General features: G+C 69.5%; 24 protein-coding genes. 12 read left to right on the forward strand and 12 right to left on the reverse strand.

Going from position 1 to position 24793, the window contains the following annotated elements:
* Positions 1–7 precede the first annotated feature (7 nt).
* The 10 genes from ACYVKL_RS01545 to ACYVKL_RS01590 form a co-directional block, all read right to left on the reverse strand.
* Positions 8–766, reverse strand: coding sequence for a DUF4184 family protein (locus ACYVKL_RS01545; protein WP_379170398.1), 759 nt, complete (start codon positions 764–766; stop codon positions 8–10).
* Positions 767–879: 113 nt separating this feature from the next.
* The gene (locus ACYVKL_RS01550) at positions 880–2382 is read right to left on the reverse strand and encodes a hypothetical protein (protein WP_379170400.1); all 1503 of its coding nucleotides are present in this window, start codon (positions 2380–2382) and stop codon (positions 880–882) included.
* Between the two features lie 188 nt (positions 2383–2570).
* Positions 2571–4421 carry a 3D-(3,5/4)-trihydroxycyclohexane-1,2-dione acylhydrolase (decyclizing) gene (iolD, locus tag ACYVKL_RS01555; protein ID WP_379170402.1) on the reverse strand — a complete coding sequence of 617 codons (1851 nt, stop codon included), beginning with the start codon at positions 4419–4421 and terminating at the stop codon, positions 2571–2573.
* Complete coding sequence (gene iolB / locus ACYVKL_RS01560; RefSeq protein WP_379170404.1) at positions 4418–5329, reverse strand: 5-deoxy-glucuronate isomerase; 912 nt, start codon at positions 5327–5329, stop codon at positions 4418–4420. Before iolB ends, iolD begins: the two co-directional genes overlap by 4 nt.
* Before the next feature lie 31 nt (positions 5330–5360).
* Positions 5361–6254: a Cgl0159 family (beta/alpha)8-fold protein gene (locus ACYVKL_RS01565; protein WP_379170406.1), complete on the reverse strand. Its 894-nt coding sequence runs from the start codon at positions 6252–6254 to the stop codon at positions 5361–5363.
* Entirely contained in the window at positions 6245–7183 is a 939-nt protein-coding gene (iolC, locus tag ACYVKL_RS01570; RefSeq protein WP_379170408.1) for a 5-dehydro-2-deoxygluconokinase, read from the reverse strand. The genes ACYVKL_RS01565 and iolC overlap by 10 nt, the downstream gene beginning before the upstream one ends.
* Positions 7180–7977 carry an ATP-binding cassette domain-containing protein gene (locus tag ACYVKL_RS01575; protein ID WP_379170410.1) on the reverse strand — a complete coding sequence of 266 codons (798 nt, stop codon included), beginning with the start codon at positions 7975–7977 and terminating at the stop codon, positions 7180–7182. The genes iolC and ACYVKL_RS01575 overlap by 4 nt, the downstream gene beginning before the upstream one ends.
* Positions 7974–9035, reverse strand: a complete 1062-nt coding sequence (locus tag ACYVKL_RS01580; RefSeq protein ID WP_379170412.1) for an ABC transporter permease — start codon at positions 9033–9035, stop codon at positions 7974–7976. Before ACYVKL_RS01580 ends, ACYVKL_RS01575 begins: the two co-directional genes overlap by 4 nt.
* Before the next feature lie 20 nt (positions 9036–9055).
* Positions 9056–10051: a sugar ABC transporter substrate-binding protein gene (locus ACYVKL_RS01585; protein ID WP_379170414.1), complete on the reverse strand. Its 996-nt coding sequence runs from the start codon at positions 10049–10051 to the stop codon at positions 9056–9058.
* A gap of 16 nt (positions 10052–10067) precedes the next feature.
* Entirely contained in the window at positions 10068–10979 is a 912-nt protein-coding gene (locus tag ACYVKL_RS01590; RefSeq protein ID WP_379170416.1) for a TIM barrel protein, read from the reverse strand.
* A gap of 238 nt (positions 10980–11217) precedes the next feature.
* On the opposite strand from ACYVKL_RS01590, the gene ACYVKL_RS01595 reads away from it, so the two are divergent.
* From ACYVKL_RS01595 to ACYVKL_RS01605, 3 genes are all read left to right on the forward strand, one after another.
* Positions 11218–12222, forward strand: coding sequence for a LacI family DNA-binding transcriptional regulator (locus tag ACYVKL_RS01595; RefSeq protein ID WP_379170418.1), 1005 nt, complete (start codon positions 11218–11220; stop codon positions 12220–12222).
* 14 nt (positions 12223–12236) lie between these two features.
* On the forward strand, positions 12237–13247 hold the full coding sequence (locus tag ACYVKL_RS01600; protein WP_379170420.1) for a Gfo/Idh/MocA family protein: 1011 nt from the start codon (positions 12237–12239) through the stop codon (positions 13245–13247).
* Positions 13248–13353: 106 nt separating this feature from the next.
* Positions 13354–14208: a hypothetical protein gene (locus ACYVKL_RS01605; protein WP_379170422.1), complete on the forward strand. Its 855-nt coding sequence runs from the start codon at positions 13354–13356 to the stop codon at positions 14206–14208.
* Between the two features lie 8 nt (positions 14209–14216).
* Here the strand turns inward: ACYVKL_RS01605 and ACYVKL_RS01610 are convergent, their stop codons facing one another.
* On the reverse strand, positions 14217–14771 hold the full coding sequence (locus tag ACYVKL_RS01610) for a LysE/ArgO family amino acid transporter (RefSeq protein WP_357201815.1): 555 nt from the start codon (positions 14769–14771) through the stop codon (positions 14217–14219).
* A 136-nt stretch (positions 14772–14907) separates the two neighbouring features.
* Here ACYVKL_RS01610 and ACYVKL_RS01615 point away from each other — a divergent pair, with 136 nt between their 5' ends.
* The 5 genes from ACYVKL_RS01615 (at position 14908) to ACYVKL_RS01635 (ending at position 19196) form a co-directional block, all read left to right on the forward strand.
* A complete protein-coding gene (locus ACYVKL_RS01615; protein WP_213554890.1) occupies positions 14908–15804 on the forward strand; it encodes a LysR family transcriptional regulator ArgP in 897 nt (298 codons plus the stop codon).
* Positions 15805–15909: 105 nt separating this feature from the next.
* On the forward strand, positions 15910–16995 hold the full coding sequence (locus tag ACYVKL_RS01620; protein ID WP_213554889.1) for an S-(hydroxymethyl)mycothiol dehydrogenase: 1086 nt from the start codon (positions 15910–15912) through the stop codon (positions 16993–16995).
* Entirely contained in the window at positions 16995–17621 is a 627-nt protein-coding gene (locus ACYVKL_RS01625; RefSeq protein WP_379170424.1) for an MBL fold metallo-hydrolase, read from the forward strand. Before ACYVKL_RS01620 ends, ACYVKL_RS01625 begins: the two co-directional genes overlap by 1 nt.
* A 135-nt stretch (positions 17622–17756) precedes the next feature.
* Positions 17757–18299, forward strand: coding sequence for a DUF4333 domain-containing protein (locus ACYVKL_RS01630; protein WP_213554887.1), 543 nt, complete (start codon positions 17757–17759; stop codon positions 18297–18299).
* A 105-nt stretch (positions 18300–18404) separates the two neighbouring features.
* A complete protein-coding gene (locus tag ACYVKL_RS01635) occupies positions 18405–19196 on the forward strand; it encodes an LppU/SCO3897 family protein (protein WP_379170427.1) in 792 nt (263 codons plus the stop codon).
* An 18-nt stretch (positions 19197–19214) separates the two neighbouring features.
* Here ACYVKL_RS01635 and ACYVKL_RS01640 read toward each other — a convergent pair whose 3' ends face one another.
* On the reverse strand, positions 19215–20321 hold the full coding sequence (locus ACYVKL_RS01640; protein ID WP_379170429.1) for a carboxylate-amine ligase: 1107 nt from the start codon (positions 20319–20321) through the stop codon (positions 19215–19217).
* 94 nt (positions 20322–20415) lie between these two features.
* Between ACYVKL_RS01640 and ACYVKL_RS01645 the strand changes: the two genes are divergently transcribed.
* The 4 genes from ACYVKL_RS01645 (at position 20416) to ACYVKL_RS01660 (ending at position 24782) form a co-directional block, all read left to right on the forward strand.
* Entirely contained in the window at positions 20416–20751 is a 336-nt protein-coding gene (locus ACYVKL_RS01645) for a TfoX/Sxy family protein (protein ID WP_379170431.1), read from the forward strand.
* Positions 20752–20921: 170 nt separating this feature from the next.
* On the forward strand, positions 20922–21728 hold the full coding sequence (locus ACYVKL_RS01650) for an amino acid-binding protein (RefSeq protein WP_379170433.1): 807 nt from the start codon (positions 20922–20924) through the stop codon (positions 21726–21728).
* An 89-nt stretch (positions 21729–21817) separates the two neighbouring features.
* The gene (locus ACYVKL_RS01655) at positions 21818–23215 is read left to right on the forward strand and encodes an ABC1 kinase family protein (protein ID WP_379170435.1); all 1398 of its coding nucleotides are present in this window, start codon (positions 21818–21820) and stop codon (positions 23213–23215) included.
* A gap of 31 nt (positions 23216–23246) precedes the next feature.
* Positions 23247–24782 (forward strand): flavin-containing monooxygenase, encoded by a 1536-nt coding sequence (locus tag ACYVKL_RS01660; protein WP_379170437.1) that lies wholly within the window; start codon positions 23247–23249, stop codon positions 24780–24782.
* Positions 24783–24793: the final 11 nt, after the last annotated feature.

Below are 24793 nucleotides of genomic sequence, written 5' to 3' on the forward strand. Positions count from 1 at the left end.
CCGGTCATCAGCGAGTGGGCACAGCTACCCTCTGCCGCATCGAGGCTGCGCCTGCCAGCAACGACAGCGCCACGACATAGAGCATCCGGACCCCCACCACGAACGGCTGAAATGCCAAGGGCATCAGCGGAAGCAGCGACAAACCGATCGCAGCGACCAGCCCGGCCGCCAGCCAGAACCGCTTCGGGTCGCGCCGGGTGGCCGGTGGTTCACCGTGCCAGGCCCGCAGCAGTCCGCGGCGACCGATGTAGTAGAACAATCCGACCGTGAGTGCCGCACCGACGAAGGTCGATGTCTGCTGCAGCAGGTACCACCAGGGCCTGCCGAGTAGGCCTGGCTGCAACAGCACGGGAAATCTGGCCACACCCCAGCCATGCCCGCCGGCCGGATCATGCGTGAACCCGTCCCAGAAGATATGGGTGACCGCACCGATCAGGATCGAGTATCCCGTGACATACCACGGATATCGGACGACACCGAGTACGCCGTAGGCGGGCAGATCGAACGCACCGAGTCGCGGCAGATGCGCGCCAATCGCCGGTGCACCCCAACGGATCGCCAGCGTTGCGACGAGTCCCATCGGCAGACACCACCACAACAACGCAGGCAGTGTGTGCGTCTCCGGAAACGAAAAGAACCCTGCCACCGGGTAGGGGGCGTCGGGAACCGCGGCGCCGACCACCAACGCCACGCCATCCAGATGGCGAGGCCACCGAATCTTCAACGGGAGTACGGCCAACGCATGCGAAGGAAAGGTGAGCGGCACGGCCAAGTCTATCCAGTGCCGTTTCAACCCGTTCCGAGACGCGTCCGCAAACGCCGTTCAACCGTGGGTTTCCAGGTCGGTGTCGAACGCGATCTCGTAGCCGTTGGGCTAGTTCACGAATCGCCGTTGCGGAAGTAGAGGGTGTTCGCGCCGTGGGCGGAGAGGGGGCTGGCTTCGGCGGCCTGGCGGATGCCGCTGCCGGGGAGGCAGGTGAGTTTGGTGAACATGGTGGTGTTGCCGAAGGCGGAGCGGACCTGGGTTTCGGAGGCGTAGTCGGCGCCGTAGTCGGAGAGGGCCTTGAAGTCCAAGGGGGCCAGGGGTTTTTCCAAGGGGATTTGGGCGGCGGGGAGGCCCAGGCAGGCGTATTGGGTGGCGGCGCCGCCCTCGTACCAGCACAGTTCGTAGGACATCTGCTCGGTGGTGGTGACGCTGACGACCGGCCATTCCTGAGATAGGCGCAGGGCCAGGGGGTGGCGGCCGACGGGGGCGACCTCCCAGTTGAGGCTCTTCACCGAGACCCAGTGTTCGGAGACTTTCTCGATGAGGACGACATCCTCGCCGAGGCGTTCGGCCCGGTTGACCTCGGGCTCGGGTGTGCTCCAGTGCTTTTCGTCGACACCCTGGTAGGCGGTGCTGGGGACCGCCTGCGCGTTGTCGGCGGTGTAGGCGGCGAGGATGGCCGCACGCACCAGGGTGACGGCGTTGCGGGAGGAGCAGCGCACGCTCAGCGCGCCGAAGGAGGTGCTGATCTCGACCGGCTTGGAGGGCTGGTCGGGGAGTGCGCCCGCGGCGATCGGCTTGAGGCCGACCAGGGCCAGCTGCCAGTTGATCTCCTCGATGGTGGCCAGGTCACCGGCCGTCTGGTAGAGGATCTGCTGCTGGGTCAGGTAGCCGGCGCGTTCGAGGGTGGCGCATTCGAGTTTGCGCAGCGCGGTGACGGTCTTGCCGGTGAATCCGATGTCCTCGACCCGGATTTCACGCAGCCGCTGCGTCATGCCCGCGGTGGTGACGTTGGCGTAGCACTCGCGGTACATGGCCAGGGCCTGCTTGCGCTGGCGGCCCACCATGAGGGTGCGTAGGAGGGTGTTCAACGTGGCCAGGTACCGGTTGGCCTGGTCCGGGTCGGCGGCGAAGAGGCCCGCGCGGATGCGTACCGCGTCCTCGCCCGCGGCCACGGCGGCCTTGGGGTCGAGGCGGCACAGCCACACACTGCACTTGGACAGCGCGTCGGCCGACGCGCCCGCGGCGAGGGGATAGTTCTGCGCCACATGCCGATACGCCGAACAAGCGTTGCGGATGGTGGAGGTGGCCAGCTCCCGATGCCCGATGGTGCGGGCGGCCTGCTCGAACAGCCGCAGCGCCTCGGTCACCTCCGCCGCGAACGGCGCGGTCACGTGCCCGGCGGTGAGCCAGCGCAACCGGATCAGCACGGCTTCCTGTGCCGGTTCCAGCGCCGACGCGGACCGATCCCGTTGTTCCGGATCGTTCTTGGTCGCCATCAGCGCCCGGGCCAGCTCGGACAGTGTGGTGGCCAGCGCCAGCTCCGGCCCGATCGACCGGTCCCGTGCTGCCCCGCGATCCGCGGCCACTTGCCGCTCGATGGCGCTGAGATCCATTGCGACCTTCAAAATCCCGTACCCCGTACTGCTTCGATCACCACAAACGTTGATCGCCCATCGACCGACCGCGTATTTGCGCCGAGTCTGCCACAAATCCTGGACGCGGGTCGGGCGTCCGTCGGTATGCCCGGATTTCTTGCCACCGGCACGTCGCGCCCGCTATCAGGCCGGATGGGTCGGCGGCCTCAGCTCGGATGGGTGTAGCGCAGTTGCCCCGCTTTGCCGCGGTCATATTCGGTATGCCCCGAGAGGTGCTGTGGCACACCGACTTCCCACCAGGCGCCCGCCTCGGTCCAGACGGACGGCCGGGTGCGGACCACGACGACGGCGGGCCGGGACTCGGCCCGCGCGGCTACCCGCGCGCGAGCGTATGCCTCCCGAAACTCATCGAGCTCGCCCGCGCTGAACACCGCGCAGCCCAGCGCTGCCGCATGCGCGGCGAAGTCCACGCGCGGCGGGGTCGCGTGATTGGTCCGGCAGTTGGCGTAGAAGTTGTTGAACGGCGTCCCGCCCTGGCCTTCCTGCAACCGCGCGATGACCGCGTACCCGTCGTTGTCGCACACCACCGCGACCAGCGGGTGCCCGGCGAACGCCGCGGAGAACAGCTCGGAGTTGAGCATCAGGTACGAGCCGTCGCCGAGCAGGGTGGTGACCAGGCCGTCGGTCCCCGTGCGCGCCAGCGCCGCGCCCCAGGCCCCGGCGAGTTCGTATCCCATGCAGGAGAAGCCGTATTCGACGTCCATGGTCGGCACGCCACCGATGGCACGCCAGCCGCCCACGAGTTCGCCGGGCATTCCCCCGGAGGCGGTCATGACATAGTCCGAGGCTTCACTGAGCTCGTTGACCGCGCCGACGACCTGCGCGTAACTGGGCGTGCCGGGTGTCGATGCGCGCAGCTTGTCGATGTGCGCGTCCCACTCCGACCGCACCGCCTGCGCCCGCGCGGTCCAGTCCGGATCGGCCGTCCACTCCCCCAGGTCGGATCCGAGGTCGCGCAGGGTGGCGTCGGCGTCGCCGACCACCGCCAGCGCACCGTGCTTGACCGCGTCGAAGCGCGCGGTATTGATGTGCACCAGACGGACTTCCGGCGCGAACACCGTCCACGACGCGGTGGTGAAATCCTGGAGTCGGGTGCCGACGGCCAGCACCACATCCGCCGCCCCTGCCAGGGCATTGGCCGACGCCGCACCCGTGATGCCGAGCGGACCCGCGAACAGCGGATGCCCGTGCGGAACCAGCGTGCGCCCGGCGGTGGTCTCGGTGACCGGAATACCGTGCCGCTCAGCGAATTCCAATGCCTGACCGCCCGCACCCGAATATCGGACGCCGCCGCCGAGTACCAACAGCGGACGACGCGCCTCCCGCAGCACGCGCACGGCGTCGGTGACAGCGCGCCGATCCGGCCGTGGGCGCGGAACGTGGTGCAGCACCGGCTCGAACAGGGCGTCGGGGAAGTCGTAGGTCTCGGCCTGCACATCCTGCGGCAGGGCCAGTACCACCGGTCCGGCGTCGGCGGGATCGGTGAGCACCCGCGCCACCTGCGGCAGTGTCGCGATCAGCTGCTCGGGCCGGGTGATGCGATCGAAATACCGGCTCACCGGCCGGAAGGCGTCGTTGACGGTGGCGGTCGGATCACCGAAGTGCTCCACCTGCTGCAACACCGGATCGGGGGCACGGCTCACGAACGTGTCACCGGGCAGCAGCAGCACCGGCAGCCGATTCGCGTGCGCGACACCGGCGGCCGTCACCATGTTCAGTGCGCCCGGCCCGATCGAGGAGGTGGCGACCCCGACCTGCCGCCGCTGGGTGGCCTTGGCCAGCCCGACCGCCGCCAGCGCCATACCCTCCTCGGTGTGCCCGCGCCACAGTGGCAAGGCGTCGTGGTACTCGGCCAGCGCGGTGCCCAGGCCGAGCACATTGCCGTGCCCGAAGATGCCGAACGCGGCGGGAAACAACGGCACCTCGACGCCCTCGAGGGTTTCCGAGCGTTGCGCGACCAGCCAGGCCACCAGCGCTTGCGCTGTCGTGAGCTTCATCCGAGCCGTCCTTCGGGGGCAGTGACGGGGCCCGCGTGGGAGGTGAGGGGGCACCGCGGATCCGGCGTCTGCCGCGCCCACTCCGCTCGCACCCAGGCGTGCGCGGGGTCGTCGCAGAACGCCATGGACCGTTCGGGCGCGGGACCGGCCAGCACGTTCAGGTAGTACATGGGATAGCCGGGGGCGGCCACGCACGGACCGTGGTAGCCGTGCGGGATCAGGAAGACGTCGCCGTCGCGAACGGCCACGTTCTCGTCGAGGGAACCGTCGCGGGTGTAGGTGCGGTGCAGGCCGAAACCCTCGGGGCCGGTGTCGATTCCGTCGCGTCCGGCGATGCGGAAGTAGTAGATCTCCTCGTTGACGACCTCGCAGTCGGAGGCTTCGTCGTGCTTGTGCGGCGGGTAGGAGGACCAGTTCCCGTCGGGGGTGAGCAGTTCGCACGCGTTGAGCTTGTCCGCGTGCTCCCACGCCCCGGGCGTCCCGAAGTTGGTGACCTGCCGGGTCGCCGGCCCTGCACCGCGCACTTCGACCGGAACCCGCTCGGCGGGACCATATTTCGGATCCAAGCGACGCGTGCAGCGTGCCATCGGCAGGGCCACCTCGATCCCCGCCGCCGTGGACAGTTCCACCTCGGCCTCCCTGGGCACATACGCGAAGTCGCTGACCCGCGTGAAAACCGAATCGCGCCCGGCGAGTTCGAACACCAGCCCGTCCACCCGCACCGTGCACGCGCCCGCCAGCGGCAACACGAACGCCTCGAATTCCCCGGTGTGCAGCACCCGCCGCTCCCCCGCACCGAGCCGCAGCACCCGCAGCCCGGCATAGGACCACCCGGCGGCTTCGGGCGTCAGCGACACCGGATCCCCGGAATCCGCCAGCGTTCCGGCCGGTCGATGCAGCCTGTTCACCGCTGCCTCCTCGGAGACCGGCACGAGCCGCTCATCGCGCCACCTCCAGCACGCGCGCCGCGGCCCGTACCGCGCCCGCGACGTCGCCGTCGGGCGGGTAGAGCAGGCTGCGGCCGACGACCAGGCCGCGCGCGACATCGTGGCGCAGCGCCGCACCCCAGGACGATAGGTCGGCCTCGGGGTCGCCCGAGGGCTCGCCGCCCAGCACCAGCACGGGCAGCGTGGTGGCGTCGAGTACCGAAACATCGTCGGGCGCGGGGATTTTCAGCCAGGTGTACGCCGAGGTGACGCCGAGCCCCGATGCCACGGTGATGGCGCGTTGCAGTGAGGCGGAGTCCTTGTGCATGGTCAGCGCCCCGCTGTGGTCGCGGGCGTAGGGCAGTGGTTCCACCATGGCCATCAACCCGTGTTCGGCCAGCTCGGACACCGCGCGGGCGCAGGCTTCCAGGGTCGGGATGGTGCCGGGATCCGAATCCACCAGGCGCAGCAGCATTTTCCCGCCGTCGAGGCGGTATTTGACCAGTGCTTCGGCGTCGTAGCCGGTGAAGCGGTCGTCGATCTCCCAGTCGGCCCCGGCCAATCCGCCGCGGTTCATGGAGCCGATGACGATCTTGTCGTGGACCGCGTCGAGGAGCAGGAGTTCCTCCACGATGTCGGGTGACCCGAGCACGCCGTCCACAGCGGGGTCGGCCAGCGCGATGAGCAGGCGTTCCAGCAGGGTGCGGCGGTCGGCCATGGCGGTGCGGTCGGCGCCGACGCCCAGGGCTCCGCGCGCGGGGTGGTCGGCGGCGACGAGGAACAGGGTGCCGGTGTCCGACAGCAGGCTCCGGCGCCGCCGCCGGTCGGCGTAGGCGTGCCGGACGGCCTCGGGATCGGTGGCGCGGGTGCGGAGCAGGTCGTACCACCGCGCGTCGGTCAGGTGCACAGCATCTCCTCGATCTCGGCGGCGGTCGGCATGGCGTCGGCGCAGGCCAGCCGCGAGGCCACCAGCGCGCCGGCGGCATTGGCGTAGGCGGCCACCCGGTGCGGGTCCCAGCCGGACAGCAGGCCGTGGATCAGCGCGCCCCCGAAGCCGTCGCCCGCGCCCAGCCCGCACCGGACCCGCACCGGGCACGGCGGCACCGTCCAGCGTTCGGCTTCGGTGGCGATGAGCACGCCCTCGGCGCCGCGTTTCACCACGGCCGTCCGGACCCCGCGCGCCAGCAGCCGGTCGGCGGCCTCGTCGGGATCGGCGGTGCCGACCGCCACCTGCACCTCGGTTCGATTGCCCACCACCACGTTCACGTGATCGACCATCCAGCCGATCTCGGCGCGCGCGGTCTCCACGTCGGGCCAGAACATCGGCCGGTAGTCCAGATCCAGCACGGTGTGCCCATGCCGTGCCCGGCGTTCCAGGACGGCGCGTTGGGTGGTGCGGCCGGGTTCGGCGCTGACACCGGTCCCGGTCACCCACAGCAGCGGCACGGAATCCACGACGTCCCAAGGGATCTCGTCGGCGGTGAGCGTGAGGTCGGGTGCGATGGGCGCGCGATAGAACAGCAGTGGCGGGTCCGCGGGCGGATTCAGCTCGCAGAACACCACCGGCGTCTGCAGATCGGGCGACGTCCCGACATACCGGGCCGAGACCCCGAACCCTTCCAGCGCGTCGCGCACGAAGTCGCCGAACCCGTCGGGCCCGACCTTGGTGAGCACCGCGGTGCGGCGCCCCAGCCGCGACGCCGCCACCGCGACATTGGTGGCGGTCCCGCCGAGGAACTTGGCGAAGCTCCGAACCTGCGCGAGCGGCACCCCGCTCTGCTCGGGATACAGGTCGACTCCGACCCGCCCGATCGTCAGCACATCCAACTCGGTCACGGCACCACCCGCTCCAATTCGTGTTGCAACGCTTCGAGTTCCGCGCCGCCGGCCATCAACCGGGTCAGCTCGGTGAGGTCGATCTCCGACTTCTCGTAACTGCCCAGCGCCGACCCGCGCTTGAGCAGCAGGAACCGGTCCCCGACCGGGTAGGCGTGGTGCGGATTGTGGGTGATCAGCACGACGCCGAGCCCCCGATCGCGGGCCTGCACCACGTAGCGCAGCACCACACCGGCCTGCTTGACGCCCAGCGCCGCGGTCGGCTCGTCGAGAATGAGGACCTTGGCCCCGTAGTGCACCGCGCGGGCGATGGCCACGCACTGGCGCTGACCGCCGGACAGCGTCCCCACCGGCTGCTCCAGGTCGGGGATGTCGATCCCCATGTCCGCGAGCCCCTTTCGCGCGATGTCCTGGGCCTGCCTGCGGTCCAGCAGTTCCAGCGGCCCGAACCGTTTGACCGGCTCGGATCCCAGCACGAAGTTGCGCCACACGCTCATCAGCGGCACCACCGCGAGATCCTGATACACGGTGGCGATGCCGAGGTCCAAAGCCGCACGCGGCGAGGACAACCGGAGTTCACGGCCCTCGATGCGCAGCTGCCCGCTGTCGTGCTGGTGCACGCCCGACAGGATCTTGATCAGCGTGGACTTGCCCGCGCCGTTGTCACCCAGCACGCAGGTGACCTGACCGGCGTCGACCACCGTCGACACGTCGCGCAACGCCACCACACCGCCGTAACTCTTACCGATGCCGACGGTTTCGATGAGCGGCGGCGCGCTCTGCTGCTCGGTCATCGCCGGACCCTTTCGGCTCGCTTCTTGAACGCGTTGTTGACCAGCACGGCCGAGAACAACAGCAGGCCGAGGAAAAGCATGAACCAGTCACTGTTCCAGCCCGCCAGCACGATGCCCTGCCGCGCCATCCCGAAGATCAGCGCCCCGAGCGCCGCACCCACCACCGAGCCGAAGCCGCCGGTGAGCAGGCAACCTCCGATCACGGCGGCGATGATGTACTGGAACTCCAGCCCCACACCCTGATTCGCCTGCACGCTGGCGAACCGCAGCAGATTGCACGCGCCGACGATCCACCCCGCGAACGCGGTCGTCATGAACAGCAGGATCTTGGTGCGGGTGGCGGGCACGCCGACCGCGCGGGCGGTGGGCAGCGACCCGCCGACCGCGAAGATCCAGTTGCCGAACCTGGTGCGCGCCAGCACGATCGCCGCGACCGCGGTGACCGCGATCCACCACACCACCGATGCCTGGATGCTCGCGTCGCCGATCTTGGTGGTGGAGGCGAAAACCCAACCGGCGGACTGATATCCGTCCGCGGACCGCATCCCCGACACCTGCACGGTGCCGGTGGCCCACCGGGTCACACCGAGATTCAGGCCCTGCAAGGCCAGGAACGTGCCCAGCGTGACGATGAAGCTCGGCAGCCCGGTGCGCATCACCACCCAGCCGTTGAGCGCGCCGACGGCGAGCGCGAAGGCCAGCGACACCGCCAACGCGAACCACACGTTCCAGCCCGCGTGCACCGCGAGCAGGCCGGTGATCAGCGCGGTGGAGGCGGTCATCACGCCGGTGGACAGGTCGAACTCCCCGCCGATCATGAGCAGGGCCACCGCGACCGCCATGATGCCGAGCGTGGACGCGTCGTCCAGCCAGGTCGAAATGCCCAGGGGGTTCAGGAATTTGGTGGTGATGACGGTGAAGAACACGAACACCGCCACCGCGCCCAGCAGCGCGCCGACCTCGGGCCGGGCGACGAGGCGGTTCAGGATGGCCAGGCGGTCCGGCGGTGGTGCGGCGGTCCCGGACGACGTCTCGGATGCCTCTGTCGTAGTAGTCATTTCGGCGTCTCCCGGCCCGGTCACCGTGTGCCCTGGCCGACCAGGGCGGCGACGGCATCGACGGTGGTCTTGTCCACGAACGCCGGTCCGGTCTGCACCGGATGGCCGCCGCCCACGGCATTGAGGTTCGACTTGTAGAGCTTCAGCATGACCACCGGCAGATAGCCCTGCTCGTACTGCTGCTGATCCACCGCGAACAGCAGCGTCCCGGCCTGGATCGCCCGCACCACATCGGAATTCAGGTCGAAGGTGGCGACGGTGGTCTTGGCCGAGGACTCCTTCACCGCGTCCACCGCCCGGGCGGCGATCTGCGAGTTCAGGGTCAGCACCGCGTCGATGGAACGATCGGCCTCGAGCGCGCCCTTGATCCGCGACTGCACATCGGTCGGATTGTTGATGTCGACCTGCAGCGTGGTGGCCGCGCCGAAACCCTGGATGGCGCCGGCGCAGCGTTCATTGGCCCCGACATTGCCCGCCTCGTGAATCACGCACAGCATCTTGTGTTTCCCGGCGTCGGCCAGCCGCTTCCCGGCGGCCTCGCCGGCCAGCCGCTCGCTCTGCCCGACATGACCTATCGCCCCGAACCGGGCGCTCTCCGCCTCCCCGGAGTTGATCGTCACCACCGGAATGCCCGCGGCCACCGCCTTCTCCACCGACGGCCGCAACGCGTCCGGATTGGCCATGGACACCACCAGCCCGTCCACGCCCTGGGCGACGGCATTGTCGATCAGCTTGGCCTGCTGGGTCGGATCGCCCGCCGAGTTGTATTCGACCCGGATGCCGAGATCCTTCCCGGCGGCCTCGGCGCCGTTCTTCACCACGTTCCAGAAGGCATCGCCGGGCGACCCGTGGGTCACCACGGCCACCGATTTCACGGCCCCGACCGCGACCGGGGCCGCGGTGGTTCCGTTGACATCGGCGCCGGGGCCGCTGCAGGCGGCGAGCACGGCCGCGGCGGCCAGCCAAGGCGCCAGGCGCAGCCGACGGAGGCGGCGCGCACGGGGGAATGCGGACATCGTCGTCACCTCCCCACTAAATCCGAGCCGAGGCGAGACCGGCGGCGATCTCGGCCAGGTGTCGCAGACTGTGTCGCGCGGCCGCGGTTGCCGCCGCGGCGGTCTCGTCCGGGCCCAGCGCGGTGTCCTGCTCGATCACGTACCAGCCGCGGTAGCCGCCGGCATGCGCCGCGCGGACCAGGGCGGCGACCTCGACGTCGCCCGCACCCAGCGGAACATAGAGTCCCTGCCGCACCGCCTCGCTGTATTCGACTGCGCCGCTGCGCACTTCGGCGGCCAGCGCCGCCCGGACGTCCTTGAGATGGATGTGCCCGAGGCGATCGGGGTGGCGGCGGGCCAGCTCGACCGGGTCGGCGCCCCCGATGAGCAGGTGCCCGGTGTCCAGGCACAGGTCCAGATCGGAGTCGGCGAGGAAGCGTTCCACCTCGGCGGCGGTCTCGACGTGGGTGCCCACATGCGGATGGACGGCAAGGCGCAGGCCGTGTTCGGCGGCGATGTCACCGACGGCGGCCGCGGTGTCGAGCAGCGTGCGCCACTGCCGCCCATCGAGCGGCGTGCGGGTGTCGTAGCCGTCGTGGCCGGTGGCGGCGGCCAGCACCAGGACCTCGGCGCCGGCGGCCGCGAACTGCGCGGCGGCGGTCCGCGCGGCGGTCAGGGCCCAGCTCGGTTCCCGGTGCAGCGCGAGCGCCAGGAAGCCACCTATCGGCGCGATACCGTAGGCGCGCAGGGTCTTCCGGAGTTCGTCGGGGTCGGCGGGCAGGTATCCCGGCGGCCCGAACTCGGTTGCGGTGAGGCCGAGGCTCGCCATCTCGGCCAGGACGATGTCCGGGTCCAGGACGTGACCCCAGCCGGGGACCTCGCAGACCCCCCAGGAGATCGGCGCGGCGGCGATTCGCAATGGAGACAATGGATGGAGCGGTTCGGTCATCGGCACTTCCAGACCCGTCGTTGGCCATCGTGTGAGGCGCTTGCCGTCGATATTGGAGCGCTCCAACAATGTAACCTGGCTCACTCGGGTGTCAAGGTCCCGACATGCGCCCCAAAGTTGCCCGTACACACCGAAAATGGTGTCTTGCAGGGGGAATGACAGACCGAATCCACGCCGGAAAAGTCCGATTAGAGCGCTCCATTGCCTCACTCCCCGGCCACGATGTAGCGTGCGACACATGACCAGACCGACCATGGAGGATGTCGCCGCCCGCGCCGGCGTCTCCCGGGCGCTGGTCTCGCTGGTCATGCGCAACTCCCCCAAGGTCAGTGAGCACCGCCGCCGCGCGGTGCTGGCGGCGGCGGCCGACCTCGGCTACCACCCGCACGCCATGGCGCGGTCACTGGCCAGCCGCACCTCGAACATCATCGGGGTCATGGTGTCCGACCTGCGCAATCCCTTCTTCGCGGACGTGATCGAAGGAATGGACGAGGCGGCGCAGGAGTCCGGGTTCGAACTGATCCTGAACACCGGCCGGCGCAGCGGTCCCCGGGAACGCGCGGCCTTGGAGAGCCTGCTCGCTTTCCGCCCCGGCGGGATCATCCTGCTGTCCCCGGTGCTGCCCGCCGCCGCGATCCGCGACGCGGCAGCGCAATGCCCGGTCGTGCTGGTCTCGCGCACCTCCACCAGCGCCACCGTCGACACCGTCAACGACGACGGCGAACTCGGCGCCGCCCTGGCCGTGGATCACCTTGTCGCACTGGGCCATCGGCGCATCGTGCACCTCGACGGCGGCGCGGCCTTCGCGGCGCCGCCGCGCCGCAAGGGCTACACCGCCGCCATGGCCCGCTACCGCCTCGAACCCATGGTGATCCCCAGCGAACACACCGACGAGGCGGGCGCGGGCGCGGTCCGCAGGCTGTTGAACATCTTCTCCCCCAGCACTTTTCCCACCGCACTGGTGTGCGGCAACGATTTCAACGCCGTGGGCGCGATGGCCGCGCTCGAAGAAGCGGGTCTGCGGGTGCCCGAGGACGTCTCGGTCGTCGGCTACGACAACACCTCGCTCGCGGCGCTGCGGCACGTCGCGCTCACTACCATCGACCAGCCGCGCACCAGCATCGGCCGCCTGGCCGTGGCAGCCCTCACCGAACGCCTGCGCGAGGACCGGACCGATCCGGTGCGCCGGCGACTGGAACCGTCACTGGTGGTCCGTTCCACCACCGCCGCACCCCGAGACTGACAGGAGCCACCGCCATGTCCCCCATCACTGTGGGCCTCGCCGGCACCGGCCGCATCGGAACCTCCCATGCCGAGACCCTCGCGACCCTGCCGGGCGTGGACCGGGTCATCGTCACCGACACCGACTCCGAACGCGCCCGCGCCACCGCAGACAAGCTCGAGGTGGAGTTCGCGCCCGATATCGAGGCGCTCTTCGCCGCCGGGATCGACGGCCTGGTCGTCACCACGGCCACCGACTCGCATCCGGCCCTCATCACCGCCGCGGTCGACCGCGGCATCCCGGTCTTCTGCGAGAAGCCGATCGCCGCCGACATTCTGGGCACGCTGACCGTCGTCGAACACGTCGAGCGCTCGAAGGTGCCGGTGCAGATCGGTTTCCAGCGCCGCTTCGACGCCGGGTACCGCGCGGCGCGCGCGGCCATCGCGGCCGGCGAGCTGGGCTGGATCCACACCGTGCGCGCCACCACGCTCGACCCCGCGCCGCCGCCCGCCGACTACATTCCGCGCTCGGGCGGCCTGTTCCGGGACTGCGGCGTCCACGATTTCGACATCGTCCGCTGGGTCACCGGCCGCGAGGTGGTGGAGGTGTACGCCACCGGCGCCAATCGCGGCGAGCGCTGCTTCGCCGACTCCGGCGATGTCGACACCGCCGCGGTGGTACTGCGCCTGGACGACGACTGCCTGGCGACGGTCTCCCTGAGCCGCTACAACGGCGCGGGCTACGACGTGCGGATGGAAGTGCTGGGCTCGGCCGGGAACGCCATCGTCGGGCTCGACGAGCGAGCCCCGCTGCATTCGGTCGAACCCGGGTACCCGCCCTCGGCGCTGCCCGCCTATCCGGGCTTCATGGATCGCTTCCACGCCGCCTACGTCGAGGAACTGGCCACCTTCCTGGGCGTGATCGGCGGGCAGATCGCCAATCCGTGCCCGCCCGCGGACGCGCTCGAGGCCTTCTATATCGCCGAGGCCTGCGAACTGTCCCGGCATCAGGGCAGACCTGTTCGTCTGGCCGACATTCGCCGCTGACCGACCTCTGCCGCCGAAACTCCGGCTACCGCGCAACCGGATCGCCGTATACCTTCTTTCTTTGCCCGGTGAGGAACAGCGGGACCACCGAGCGAGAGTTACTGGGATGAACGGCAATTCGATACCACCGGGCTATGATCCACACGACCGGCTGTGGACGCAGGAAACGATGGTGTTCGAGGCGATCCAGGACGGCCCCGACGGGCCGCCCGCGAGCAAGCCCGGCGGATTGGCCGGCCTGCTCGGCGGCACCAAGGCCACGCGCTACGCGATCATCGGGCTGACCGCGACCATCGCGGTGTCGTTGCTGGCCATCGTGGGCCTGCTCGCCTCCGGGCACAGCGGCTGGGACGCGGCCCCCAACGCCGCCAAAGGTCCCGGCCCGACGCGGGTCCTGATCACCACCTCGGTGCGGCCCACGCCGACCACCGCGGCCCAGGAGGCCGACGTGACGACCGCGCCGAACCGGGCCACCACCACGACCGACCCCAGCACGACGACGACCACGTCCAGCACGACGACAACCACCACGACGACTACGACGACCACCACGACCAGCTCGGTGGTCGGTTCCCAGCTGCCCTGCGATCAGGTGGGCATGACCGCCGCGACGGCCGACGGCACCGTTCTGACCTGCGACGCCATCGGCGGCGCGAGCCCGCACTGGCTGCCCATCACACGCCCCGCGCAAGGATCGCCGTGTAATGCCGGCGAAGCGGGCAGCTTCGGCTACAGCAGCAGCGGCGCCCCGCTGGTCTGCGCGCGTCGTCCCGGCACGAGCTCGGCGCCGAGTTACATGTGGGACAGCCCCGGCACGGTGACCGCCGGGATGCACGAGCCGGGCCAGGTCTGCAATCTGAAGAAGGACTCGATCGCCCAGTCCTCGAGCGGCCGGGCCGTCTACTGCCTGCCCGCCGACAGCTCCAGCAGCCCGATCGGCGTGTGGAAACAGGTGTACTGACCGCGGTTTCAGCTCACCAGCAAACCGACGGCAAGACCCGTCATCACCAGGGCGATCAGCGAATCCAGCACCCGCCACGCCTGCGGCTTCGCGAAGACAGGGGCCAGCAGCCGCGCGCCGAATCCGAGTGACAGGAACCAGATCAGGCTGCCGGCAATGGCTCCCGCGGTCAGGAACCAGCGGTCGGGGGTGGCGTAGGTGTTCGCGAAGGATCCCAGCAGCACCACCGTGTCCAGGTAGGCGTGCGGGTTGAGCCAGGTGACGGCCAGGCAGGTGGCGACGGCCGCGCCGAGCGCGAGGGGCGCGCCGCCGCCCGCGGACAGCGCCGAGGCCGACCAGGCGCGCTTGGCGGCCAGCGCCGCGTAGCCCAGCAGGAACGCCGCGCCCGCGTATTTCGCGACGGTCATGACCATCGGGGCGGAGTCCACGATCGCGCCGAACCCGGCGACGCCGAGCGTCATCAGGATGACGTCGGACCCGATGCACACCGCGACCACCGGCAGGACGTGTTCGCCGCGGATCCCCTGGCGTAGTACGAAGGCGTTCTGCGCGCCGATCGCCATGATGATCGAGAGTCCGAAGCCGAGTCCTGAAATGGCCGCCAGGGCCGCCGATGATGCGTTCACCCTGACGAAATTAGGGCAACCGTCCAGCACCAGGCCAGCTAAAGATTCTGAGGCACCATTAGAATCACTTACCGTGGAACTCCAGCTCGACCAACTGCGCGCCCTCGACGCCGTGATCGGCGAGGGCACCTTCGACGCCGCCGCCCGCAAACTGAACGTCACGCCCTCGGCAATCAGTCAGCGCATCAAGGCCCTCGAGGACGCGGCAGGCCGCATCCTGGTGCAACGCACCAAACCGGTGCAACCCACCGATTCCGGGCTGGCCGTGCTGCGCCTGGCCCGGCAGATCCAGTTGCTCACCGGCGACACCGCCCGCGAACTCGGGGAGGCGCATCAGCCCGCCGACCGCCCGGTGGTGATTCCGATCGCCGTGAACGCCGATTCGCTGCACACCTGGGTGGTCGCCGCGCTGGGCCGCGCCACCGCGGCCGAGCGGCCCGGCGCCGGGCTCTGCTTCGAGATCCACCGCGAGGACGAGGAGCACACCACGCGCCTGCTGCGCGACGGCACCGTGATGGCGGCCATCACCTCCACCGCCGCCCCGGTCCAGGGCTGCACGGTGCGCCGGCTCGGCGCGATGCGCTATCGCCCGATGGCCCAACCCGGCTTCGCCCGCACCTGGTTCCCCGACGGCGCGAATGCGAAATCGTTCGCACACGCGCCCGTGGTGCTCTTCGATCGCAAGGACGATCTGCAATTCCGGCTGGTGCGCCACTACACTCGCAAACCGGTGGATCCGCCGCGGCACTACATCCCGTCCTCGGCCGCGTTCAACGACGCGGTGCAGGCCGGATTGGGCTGGGGCATGATTCCCGACCTGATGATTCGTCCCGAAGACGACCTGGTTCCGCTGGACGACAAGGTTTTCGTGGACGTCCCCCTGTACTGGCAACAGTGGCGGCTGGATTCACCCGCCCTGACGCTGGTCGCGGCCACCATCGCCGAGGCCGCGCAGGGGGCGCTCTTGTGATCGGACGCAAGGGGATTCATTGTGCGTGACCCGGGGTAATAGATGACGTGGGCCGAACCGGATGCAATAGTCGGAGGCATTGCGTTTAGCCAGGAAGGAATTTCGTTGTCCCAAATTGTGCGCGGCGTTGTCGCACGCTCCAAGAACGCTCCCGTGGAAGTCACCGAGATCGTGATCCCGGACCCGGGGCCCGGCGAAGCCGTGGTGCGGGTCCAGGCCTGCGGCGTCTGCCACACCGACCTGCACTACCGCGAAGGCGGCATCAACGACGAATTCCCCTTCCTACTCGGGCACGAGGCCGCCGGCATCGTGGAATCGGTGGGCGAGGGCGTCACCGATGTGGAGCCGGGCGATTTCGTCATCCTGAACTGGCGCGCGGTCTGCGGTTCGTGCCGCGCCTGCCGGAAGGGCAAGCCCCAGTACTGTTTCGATACTTTCAATGCCGCGCAGCCGATGACGCTGACCGACGGCACGCCGCTCACCCCGGCCCTGGGTATCGGCGCGTTCGCCGAGAAGACCCTGGTGCACGCCGGGCAGTGCACCAAGGTGGACCCGAGTGTCTCCCCGGCCGCGGCGGGCCTGCTGGGCTGCGGCGTGATGGCGGGTCTGGGCGCGGCCATCAATACCGGTGGCGTGAGCCGCGGTGACTCGGTCGCGGTGATCGGCTGCGGCGGTGTCGGCAATGCCGCCATCGCGGGCGCGAAGCTGGCGGGCGCGACCACCATCGTCGCGGTCGACCTCGACGAGCGGAAGCTGGAGTGGGCCACCGGTTTCGGCGCCACCCACACCGTCAACGCCGCCAAAGAGGATGCGGTGGAACGGGTTCAGGAACTCACCGACGGCTTCGGCGCGGACGTGGTGATCGATGCCGTGGGCCGCCCCGAGACCTGGAAGCAGGCCTTCTACGCGCGCGATCTGGCGGGCACCGTGGTGCTGGTCGGGGTGCCGACCCCGGACATGACCCTGGAGATGCCGCTCATCGACTTCTTCTCGCGCGGTGGCTCGTTGAAGTCCTCGTGGTACGGCGACTGCCTGCCCTCACGCGACTTCCCGTACCTGATCGAGCTCTACAAGCAGGGCCGGCTGGATCTGGACGGGTTCGTCTCGGAGACCATCGCGCTCGACGAGGTCGAGGCGGCGTTCACCAAGATGCACCACGGTGACGTGCTGCGATCGGTGGTGGTGTTCTGATGGCGCACATCGACCACACCGTCACCGTCGGCACCTTCAGCCTCGACGGCGAGACCTTCGACGTGGACAACAATGTCTGGGTGGTGGGCGACGATCTGGAGTGCGTCGTCATCGACGCCCCGCACAATGTCGAGGCCATTCTCGATGTGATCGGCACCCGCGAGGTGAAGGCCATCCTGGTCACCCACGCGCACGACGACCACGTCCGCGTCGCGCCCGAATTGTCCAGGGCCACCGGCGCTCCGATCCTCATGCACCCCGAGGACCTGGTGCTGTGGCAGCAGACCCACCCGGACATCGCCCCGGACGGGGAGCTGTCGGACAAGCAGATCATCGCGGTCGGCGGCACCGAGCTGTACGTGCTGCACACGCCGGGCCACGCGCCGGGCTCGGTCTGCTTCTACTCCCCCGATCTGGGCGCGGTCTTCACCGGCGACACGCTGTTCCACGGCGGTCCGGGGGCCACGGGCCGGTCGTTCTCGGATTTCGGCACGATTGTCGAGTCGATCGCCGACCGGCTGCTCACGCTGCCGCCGGAGACCCTGGTGCACACCGGCCACGGCGAATCCACCACCATCGGCGCGGAACTCCCGCAGCTGGAGGAGTGGCGCGCCCGCATCGGCTGATGCTCGGCGTGGTCCGGTCGGTCGCCCTGCCAAAACCGACCGGATCACTGCCGAAGCCCCTAATCCACCCCCAAATGCGCCAGACCAGTTTTCGTTCTCGAGATTTTCCCGGCGAATCCGCGCCTAAAGTTGTCCATGAGAAAACTGACAGCCGCTCTGGTTTTGACGTTCACGCCGCTGCTCGCCGTGGGCTGCTCCGTATCCACCGGTTCCGGCTCGGTGAGCAAGAGTGATGTGCAGGCCAAGGCCGGCAGCTTCTACAAGGACAAATCCCACGAGGACGCGAAATCCGTGTCCTGCGAGGGCAGTCTGGCCGCCAAGGTGGACGCCACCCAGACCTGTACGGCCACGGCGGCCGACGGGCAGAACTGGGTGATCGACACCAAGGTCACCAAGGTGGACGGCAGCGACGTCTACTACGACCTGACCTTCGCCGACGCCTACGTGGCCCCCGACGACGTCGCGAGCACCATCGCCGACACCTATAAGCAGAAGTTCGGCTCGTCCCCGCAGTCCTCCACCTGCAACGGACTGTTGCGCGGAGCCACCGGCGCGTCCATCCGCTGCGTGGTGACCGAGGTGGACGGCACCCGTTGGGGTTTCACCGCCAAGACCACGAATGTCGAGGGCTCCAAGGTCAACTACGACATGATCGTCGACGACAAGCCGCTACCGTAATTCCCATCCCAGATACTGGACGGGCGTTCGGGCTGGACTCCGCGATTGCGAACACGATGTGTTTCAATACGGCGGTTTCCAGCTCCACCCAGGGGGATTTACAGCGTGACCACGCCCGATCCAGCGCGTTTCGGCGACGCCAACGGCGTCTACTGCCGCTTCTGCGGGGCCACCCCGGCCATCGACATGGACTTCCGCGCCCATCGCGGCATGATCTTGATGATGCAGTTCCGGAAGCTGCCCGGACCCTACTGCCGCACCTGCGGTCTGGCCTCGTTCCGCAAGATGACCGGCGACAGCCTGGTCCAAGGCTGGTGGGGCCCTTTCTCGTTCGTGTTCGCGAATCCGGGCACGCTGCTGCTGAACCTGGTGAACCGCACGCGGCTGGCACAGTTGCCGCCGCCGATTCCGGGTGCGCCGTCACCGCCGATGGATCCGGGCACGCCGCTGTTCCTGCGACCGCACATCCTGGGCGCGCTGGTGCCGATCCTGTTGGTGGCCTTCGTCTTCGGCAACAGTGCCAAGAGTTCGGGCTCCAGCTCGGCCGATCGCAGCAGCGATCACTATCTGGGCGCGCCGTCCACGACCTACACCATGCCCACCGCCCCGCCGGCGCCCACGACTCCCGCGGCCCGCGGCGCCACGGCGGCGGTCGTCGGAGATTGCGTGCGCGACACCGCCGGTGACCTCGCGACCGACCAGCACCCCAAGATCGAGGTGGTGCCGTGCTCGGATCCGCAGGCCCAGGCGACCGTGCTGGGCAAGCCGATGGGCGCGAACGCCGAAGCCGAGTGCGACAGCACGTTCCCCAACGCCGATGTGGTCCTCACGCACAAGACCAGCTACGGCAACGGCCCGGAGTTCACGACCTTCGCGCTGTGCCTCACCCTGAAATAGCCGGATCGCGCCGGCGGTCTAGCGGCAGCTGAACAGCGTCGCCTCCGCGAGTTCGCTCACCACGTCCGACAGATCGCCACGGGCGCGAAAAGCGTTGAGTTGACGGCGGGCTCCGTTGCCCCGCTCCAGCAGCGCGTCCAGCCCCTCGGTGACGAAGCCGAGATCGCCCAGCTGCTCCAGCGCGGGCCGGATCAGCTCGACGAGCCGATCCAGCAGCTCCCGCACCAGCACGGCGTGCCCGTCGACCGGATCGATGGCGGCCCCGTCCAGACCCCCGTGCGCGGACCGCCAATAGGCGGCGCGCAGCGTGTCCTCCGCGATCCGGGGCACCGGGTCGGTGGTGCGGGCCGTCATCGCACACCCGCGCACCAGGCAGGCCAGCAGCGCGGACTCCTCCACCGTGGCGGGCACGTCGCTCACCCGAACCTCCACCGTCGGAAAAGTGCTGGAGGGCCGCACATCCCAATAGACCATCTTGCGATCCAGGATCACGCCCAGCGCCAGCATGGACTCCACGGCAGTCTCGTACTCGCCCACCGAGGCGAAGTAGGGCGGCGGCCCGGCGCTCGGCCAGCGCCGCCACAGGATGTGACGCCAACTGGCATAACCGGTTTCGACGCCGCGGTGGATGGAGGAGTTGGCGGTCAGTGCCAGCAGCAGTGGCAGCCAGGGTCGCAGGAAGTTGCTCACCCGCAGGGCCGCGGCCCGGTCCGGGACGGCCACGTGCACGTGGCAGCCGCACAGACCTTGTTCCTGGGCGAGGCGGCCGAAGCTCGCGGCGATCCGGTGATAGCGCGGCGTGCTGGTGATGGCGAGCTCGTCGGGGAGCGTGGGCGGCACGGCCACGGCCAGCAGCAATGCGTCGTTCTTCTCCGCGCAAGCCGCGGCGCCGCGGCGCAGCTCCCGCAGTTCCTGGAGCAGTTCGGCGGTGTCGGTGTGCACGCGGGTGCTGGTCTCGACCTGGCACCGCATGATCTCCAATTGCAGGTCCAGGCCGAGATCCGCGGCGGTCCGGGCGACGTCGGCATTCTTGCCGACCGGCGCGCCGGTACGCGGATCCACGAGGAGGAACTCCTCTTCGACACCGACCGTAGGCGGGGTTTTCACCCTGGCGGGATACCTCATCGACGCCACTCCACACCTGCCGAGCGGTCTCTCCGGCGCCCGACCGGTCGGGGAAATCACGGTCGCTGTCGGTGGGTGGGGTCACACTGTCGATATGGCATACGACGAGGAGCTGGCCGACCGCATCCGGGACTCGCTGGGGCCCGAGGTGGCGCACGTGGTCGAGAAGAAGATGTTCGGTGGCCTGGCGTTTCTGGTGGGCGGCAATATGGCCGTCGCGGCCAGCGGCCAGGGCGGGCTGCTGGTGCGCGCCGATCCGGACGCCACCGCGGCGCTGCTGCGGGCGGGCGCGGTCGAGCCGATGGAGATGGGCGGCCGGAAGATGACCGGATGGCTGCGCGTCACGGCCGCGACGGTCACCGACGACGACACGCTCGACGAGTGGGTGCGCCGCGGGGTCGATTTCGCCAAGACGCTGCCACCGAAGTAGGCCCGGCGGTCATATCCGGGAGCAAACACTGTGCCCTGCGGCACAGCGATGACGCGCCTGTGGCTCGATTCACCCAATTTCGAGCTGCCACAATGGGTTTCTCGCGAGTTGTCATCCCGTCTTTACACCGCACCACAGTGCGGAAACCTCGGCACCGCACTGTGGTGAACATGAGGCAAACCGAGATACATGCGCTGGCATGCGAGGTCTGTGGTCGTCTGCCCCATCCCAAACGCACCCGCATGGCCCTGGCCAAGCTGGCAGCGGTCTTCCCGGTCGAGCTGGCACTGCACGCCCTGGTCATCCACTTCGAACTGCCCTATCTGGCAACGGTGTCGATCCTCGCCGTGACCGCGACCATCCTGGTGATCTGGGTGGTCGAACCGGGGGCCATGCGCTACCTGAGCCGCTGGCTGCACGCCCCGGAACTGCGGCACCGGCACCGCCTCGACAGCGCCGAGCGACTGTGGCGCATCCGGGTGCGCCTGGACGACAAGCCCGGCCGATTGGAGCTGCTGGCCAAGCACCTGGCCGACCGCCGCGCCAACATTCTCGCCATGCACGTCCACCACCTGGAGAACGGCGTGCTCGACGAGCTGGTGGTCTCGACGCCCGCGGAAGTGTTGCCGCAGCGCCTCACCCACGCCGTCGCCCGGGCGGGCGGGGTGGCGATCGGCATCTGGCCGGCCTCGGCGCTGACCCTGGTCGACGGCCAGACCCGGGCGCTGGGCCTGGCCGGGCGGGTGGCCGCCGACCCCGGCGAGCTGCCCCTGGCCATCGCCGAACTACTGGGCGCGCAATATCTTCCGGATCCCGATCCCGGCCGTGTCCCCGGTGGCACGCTGCTCGAGACCGCCGCGTCCGGGGATCTCGGGGCCATGACGTTCCTGCGCACCGGGGAGCCCTTCACCCCCGCGGAGGTCGCCCGCGCCCATCGTCTCATCGACTTGGCCGTGGTCACCGCGCGGCAAGCCTGACCGCGCCGAATTTCATACCGCGTAGTTTCACTTCGTGGCAGACTCCCTGGAGCGTTCGACCGAAACGCACACCAGGAGTTGGTTGATCGATGAAGTCTCGGCGCAGCGGTGTCCGGCTGGTGGAGGGCGGCCTTCGGGCGGAGGCGGACATCGGCGGAAATCCGCCCACCCGCAAGGCGGTTCGCACCGCGAAGCTGGCGGCGGTGCCGCTGTCGTTCGCGGGACGGCAGGTCGCGGGGGCCGGGAAGCGGGCGCTGGGGCGGCCCACGAGCGACATCGATCGCGAGATCCAGCTGCGCACCGCCGAGCACATGGCCGACGTGCTGGGCGAATTGAAGGGCTGCGCCGCCAAATTGGGGCAGGTCCTGGGCGTCTACGAGCTGGCGCTGCCGCCGGAACTGGCCGAGCCGTACCGGATCGCGCTGGGCCGCCTACAGGATGCCGCGCCGCCGATGCTGCCGCGCACGGTGCACACGGTGCTGGAGGCGTCGTTCGGGCCGGACTGGCGGTCGAGCTTCCGTGAGTTCGACGATCGCCGAAGCGCCTCGGCCACCATCGGTCAGGTGCATCGGGCGGTCTGGCACGACGGCCGGGCGGTGGCGGTGAAGGTGATGTATCCGGGCGCGCGGGCCGCGGTGGACAGCGACCTGCGGCAGTTGCGCGGCCTGGCCTGGCTGACGCCGGTGTTCGCCCCGCACGTCGACGGTCACGCGGTGGTCGACGAGCTGGCCGAATGCCTGCGCGCCGAAATGGATTTCGAGGCCGAGGCTCGTAATCAGCGGTCCTTCGCGCAGGTCTATGCCGACGATCCGGATTTCGTGGTGCCGCGGGTGGTGGCCCAGCGTGGTGACGTGATCGTCTCCGAATGGCTGGACGGGATTCCGCTGTCTCGGTTGATCACCCAGGGTTCGCGAGCCGAGCGGGATCGGCTGGGCATGCTGGCGGTCCGGTTCTTCTGGTCATCGGCGCCGCGTTCGGGCCTGCTGTACGGCGATCCGCATCCGGGCAATTTCCGTGCTCTGCCCGACGGCCGGTTGGGGGTGGTGGATTTCGGGGCGTGCCCGCCCTGGCCGCCGGCACAGTTCCCCGCGCTCGTGCACGATCTGGCCGAGGCCCTCATCCACGGCGGCCCCGCGGAGCTGGACGCCGCCGCCCAGCGGCACGGCTTCACCGATGCGCAGCGGGGTCTGGACAGCGCGGGCCTGGCCGAGAAGCTGCTGCCCTTCACCGAGCCGCTGCGGCACGAGACGTTCCGGATGGACACCGCGTGGTTGCGCGGGCGCACGCGGGAAGTCTTGAGCCCCAAGCTCGACAACGCCTACCGGCAGCTGGGGACGCCCGCGTACCTGATGCCGTTCCAGCGGGCCCTGATCACCCTGCTCGGGCTGGTCGCGCAGCTGGGCACCACGGGTCCGATGCGCGCGGAGATCCTGCGCTGGTCACCGGAATTGAGCGCGGTGATGGATCGCTGCGCACCCACCCCTTGATCACTGTCCCAGACAGACCTACCCTGGAGTGATGGGCGCAGAGCGGCATCCGGTTCCCGACCACGAGGTCGTGGTGATCGGCGCGGGTCCCGGCGGCATTGCCGCGGGGATCAAGCTGAAGCGGGCCGGGGTCGAGGACTTCGTGATCCTGGAGCGGGCCGACGAGGTCGGCGGCAGCTGGCACGAAAACCATTATCCCGGGCTGGAAGTCGACATCCCGTCGCTGGCCTACCAGTATTCGTTCGCGCGAAACCCGAACTGGAGCAGGCTGTTCGCCTCCGGGGCGGAGGTGCGCCGGTATCACGTGGCGGTGGCCCGGCGGTTCGGGCTGTACCCGCACCTGCGGTTCGGCACCGCCGTGGCCGCCGAGGAGTGGGACGAGGACCGGCACCGCTGGGCGCTGCGGCTCGCCGACGGCGGCGTGCTGACCGCGCGGTTCGTCATCAGCGCGGTCGGGGCGTTCATCAGCCCCAAGCTGGATCCCGGAATCGCGGGACTGGACCGGTACGGCGGCAGGATTCAACGCCCCTCGGACTGGGACGACGACTACGACCTGACCGGCAAGCGGGTCGCGATCATCGGCACGGGCGCGAGCTCGGTGCAGATCACCCCGGCGATCGCCGGCAAGGTGAGCAGCCTGGCGGTCTTCCAGCGCACCCCGGTCTGGTGCCTGCCCAAGCCGAATCCCAGGATTCCGCGCGCCGTCCGCTGGGCGCTGGGGGTCCCCGGCGTGCAGGCCGGCGTGCACGGTGCGGCGCTGGTGGCGGTCGACGCCGTGGTGCGGACCATGTCCAATGCGCCGATGCCCGTGGTCCGGCCGACCCTGCGCGCGATCGACGCCACCGCCATTCGCGGCTACCGCGGACTGCTGCGACTCCTGGTGCGCGATCCCGGGATTCGCGCGGGCCTGGCCCCGGACTACGGCCCGATCGCCAAACGCCCGACCCTGAACACGGGCTATCTGCTGGCCTTCAACCGCGACAATGTCGACCTGGTGACCACCCCCATCGAACGGTTCACCGAGCACGGCCTGCGCACCACCGACGGGGTCGAGCGCGAATTCGACATGGTCGTGCTGGCCACCGGCTATCACGTCTTCTCCGACCCGGAGACCTACACGCCCGGTCTGGTGGTCGGATGCGACGGCCTGGATCTGGGCGAGTACTACACCGAACACGGCTTGCAGGCCTACGAGAGCGTGTCGCTGCCGGGCCTGCCCAATCGCTGGACGCTGGTCGGCCCGTATTCGTGGACCGGCAGCGGCTGGCACGCCTTCGTGGAGATGACCGCCGACCATGCGGTGCGCGCCATCTCGGAAGCGCGGCGGCGGTCGGCGACCCGGGTGGCCGTCCGGCAGGACGCGCACGACGCCTATCACCGTCGCATCTACCGCAACGGCGCGGCCATGCGCTACTACCTGACCGAACTCAACGCGCACGTCCCGACCTATTACCGCAATTCCCAGGGGGACTCGACCTACATCCGGCCGACGGGATTCTTCTCGGCGCGACGGGCCCATCACCGGTTCCCGTTCACCGACTACGACTTCGACCGTCGAACCGCCTGACCGCTCCGCTC

It is taken from the genome of Nocardia tengchongensis, from assembly GCF_054781395.1.

Excerpts from the sequence above, each read along its gene's own strand:
- ACYVKL_RS01625 (WP_379170424.1), top strand. The coding sequence starts at position 16,995 with ATGGCGCACATCGACCACACCGTCACCGTCGGCACCTTCAGCCTCGAC.
- ACYVKL_RS01640 (WP_379170429.1), bottom strand. The coding sequence starts at position 20,321 with ATGAGGTATCCCGCCAGGGTGAAAACCCCGCCTACGGTCGGTGTCGAA.
- ACYVKL_RS01600 (WP_379170420.1), top strand. The coding sequence starts at position 12,237 with ATGTCCCCCATCACTGTGGGCCTCGCCGGCACCGGCCGCATCGGAACC.
- ACYVKL_RS01550 (WP_379170400.1), bottom strand. The coding sequence starts at position 2,382 with ATGGATCTCAGCGCCATCGAGCGGCAAGTGGCCGCGGATCGCGGGGCA.
- ACYVKL_RS01630 (WP_213554887.1), top strand. The coding sequence starts at position 17,757 with ATGAGAAAACTGACAGCCGCTCTGGTTTTGACGTTCACGCCGCTGCTC.
- ACYVKL_RS01580 (WP_379170412.1), bottom strand. The coding sequence starts at position 9,035 with ATGACTACTACGACAGAGGCATCCGAGACGTCGTCCGGGACCGCCGCA.
- ACYVKL_RS01585 (WP_379170414.1), bottom strand. The coding sequence starts at position 10,051 with ATGTCCGCATTCCCCCGTGCGCGCCGCCTCCGTCGGCTGCGCCTGGCG.
- ACYVKL_RS01590 (WP_379170416.1), bottom strand. The coding sequence starts at position 10,979 with ATGACCGAACCGCTCCATCCATTGTCTCCATTGCGAATCGCCGCCGCG.
- ACYVKL_RS01610 (WP_357201815.1), bottom strand. The coding sequence starts at position 14,771 with ATGGCGATCGGCGCGCAGAACGCCTTCGTACTACGCCAGGGGATCCGC.
- ACYVKL_RS01645 (WP_379170431.1), top strand. The coding sequence starts at position 20,416 with ATGGCATACGACGAGGAGCTGGCCGACCGCATCCGGGACTCGCTGGGG.
- iolD (WP_379170402.1), bottom strand. The coding sequence starts at position 4,421 with ATGAAGCTCACGACAGCGCAAGCGCTGGTGGCCTGGCTGGTCGCGCAA.
- ACYVKL_RS01575 (WP_379170410.1), bottom strand. The coding sequence starts at position 7,977 with ATGACCGAGCAGCAGAGCGCGCCGCCGCTCATCGAAACCGTCGGCATC.
- ACYVKL_RS01595 (WP_379170418.1), top strand. The coding sequence starts at position 11,218 with ATGACCAGACCGACCATGGAGGATGTCGCCGCCCGCGCCGGCGTCTCC.
- ACYVKL_RS01660 (WP_379170437.1), top strand. The coding sequence starts at position 23,247 with ATGGGCGCAGAGCGGCATCCGGTTCCCGACCACGAGGTCGTGGTGATC.
- ACYVKL_RS01655 (WP_379170435.1), top strand. The coding sequence starts at position 21,818 with ATGAAGTCTCGGCGCAGCGGTGTCCGGCTGGTGGAGGGCGGCCTTCGG.
- ACYVKL_RS01650 (WP_379170433.1), top strand. The coding sequence starts at position 20,922 with ATGAGGCAAACCGAGATACATGCGCTGGCATGCGAGGTCTGTGGTCGT.
- ACYVKL_RS01605 (WP_379170422.1), top strand. The coding sequence starts at position 13,354 with ATGAACGGCAATTCGATACCACCGGGCTATGATCCACACGACCGGCTG.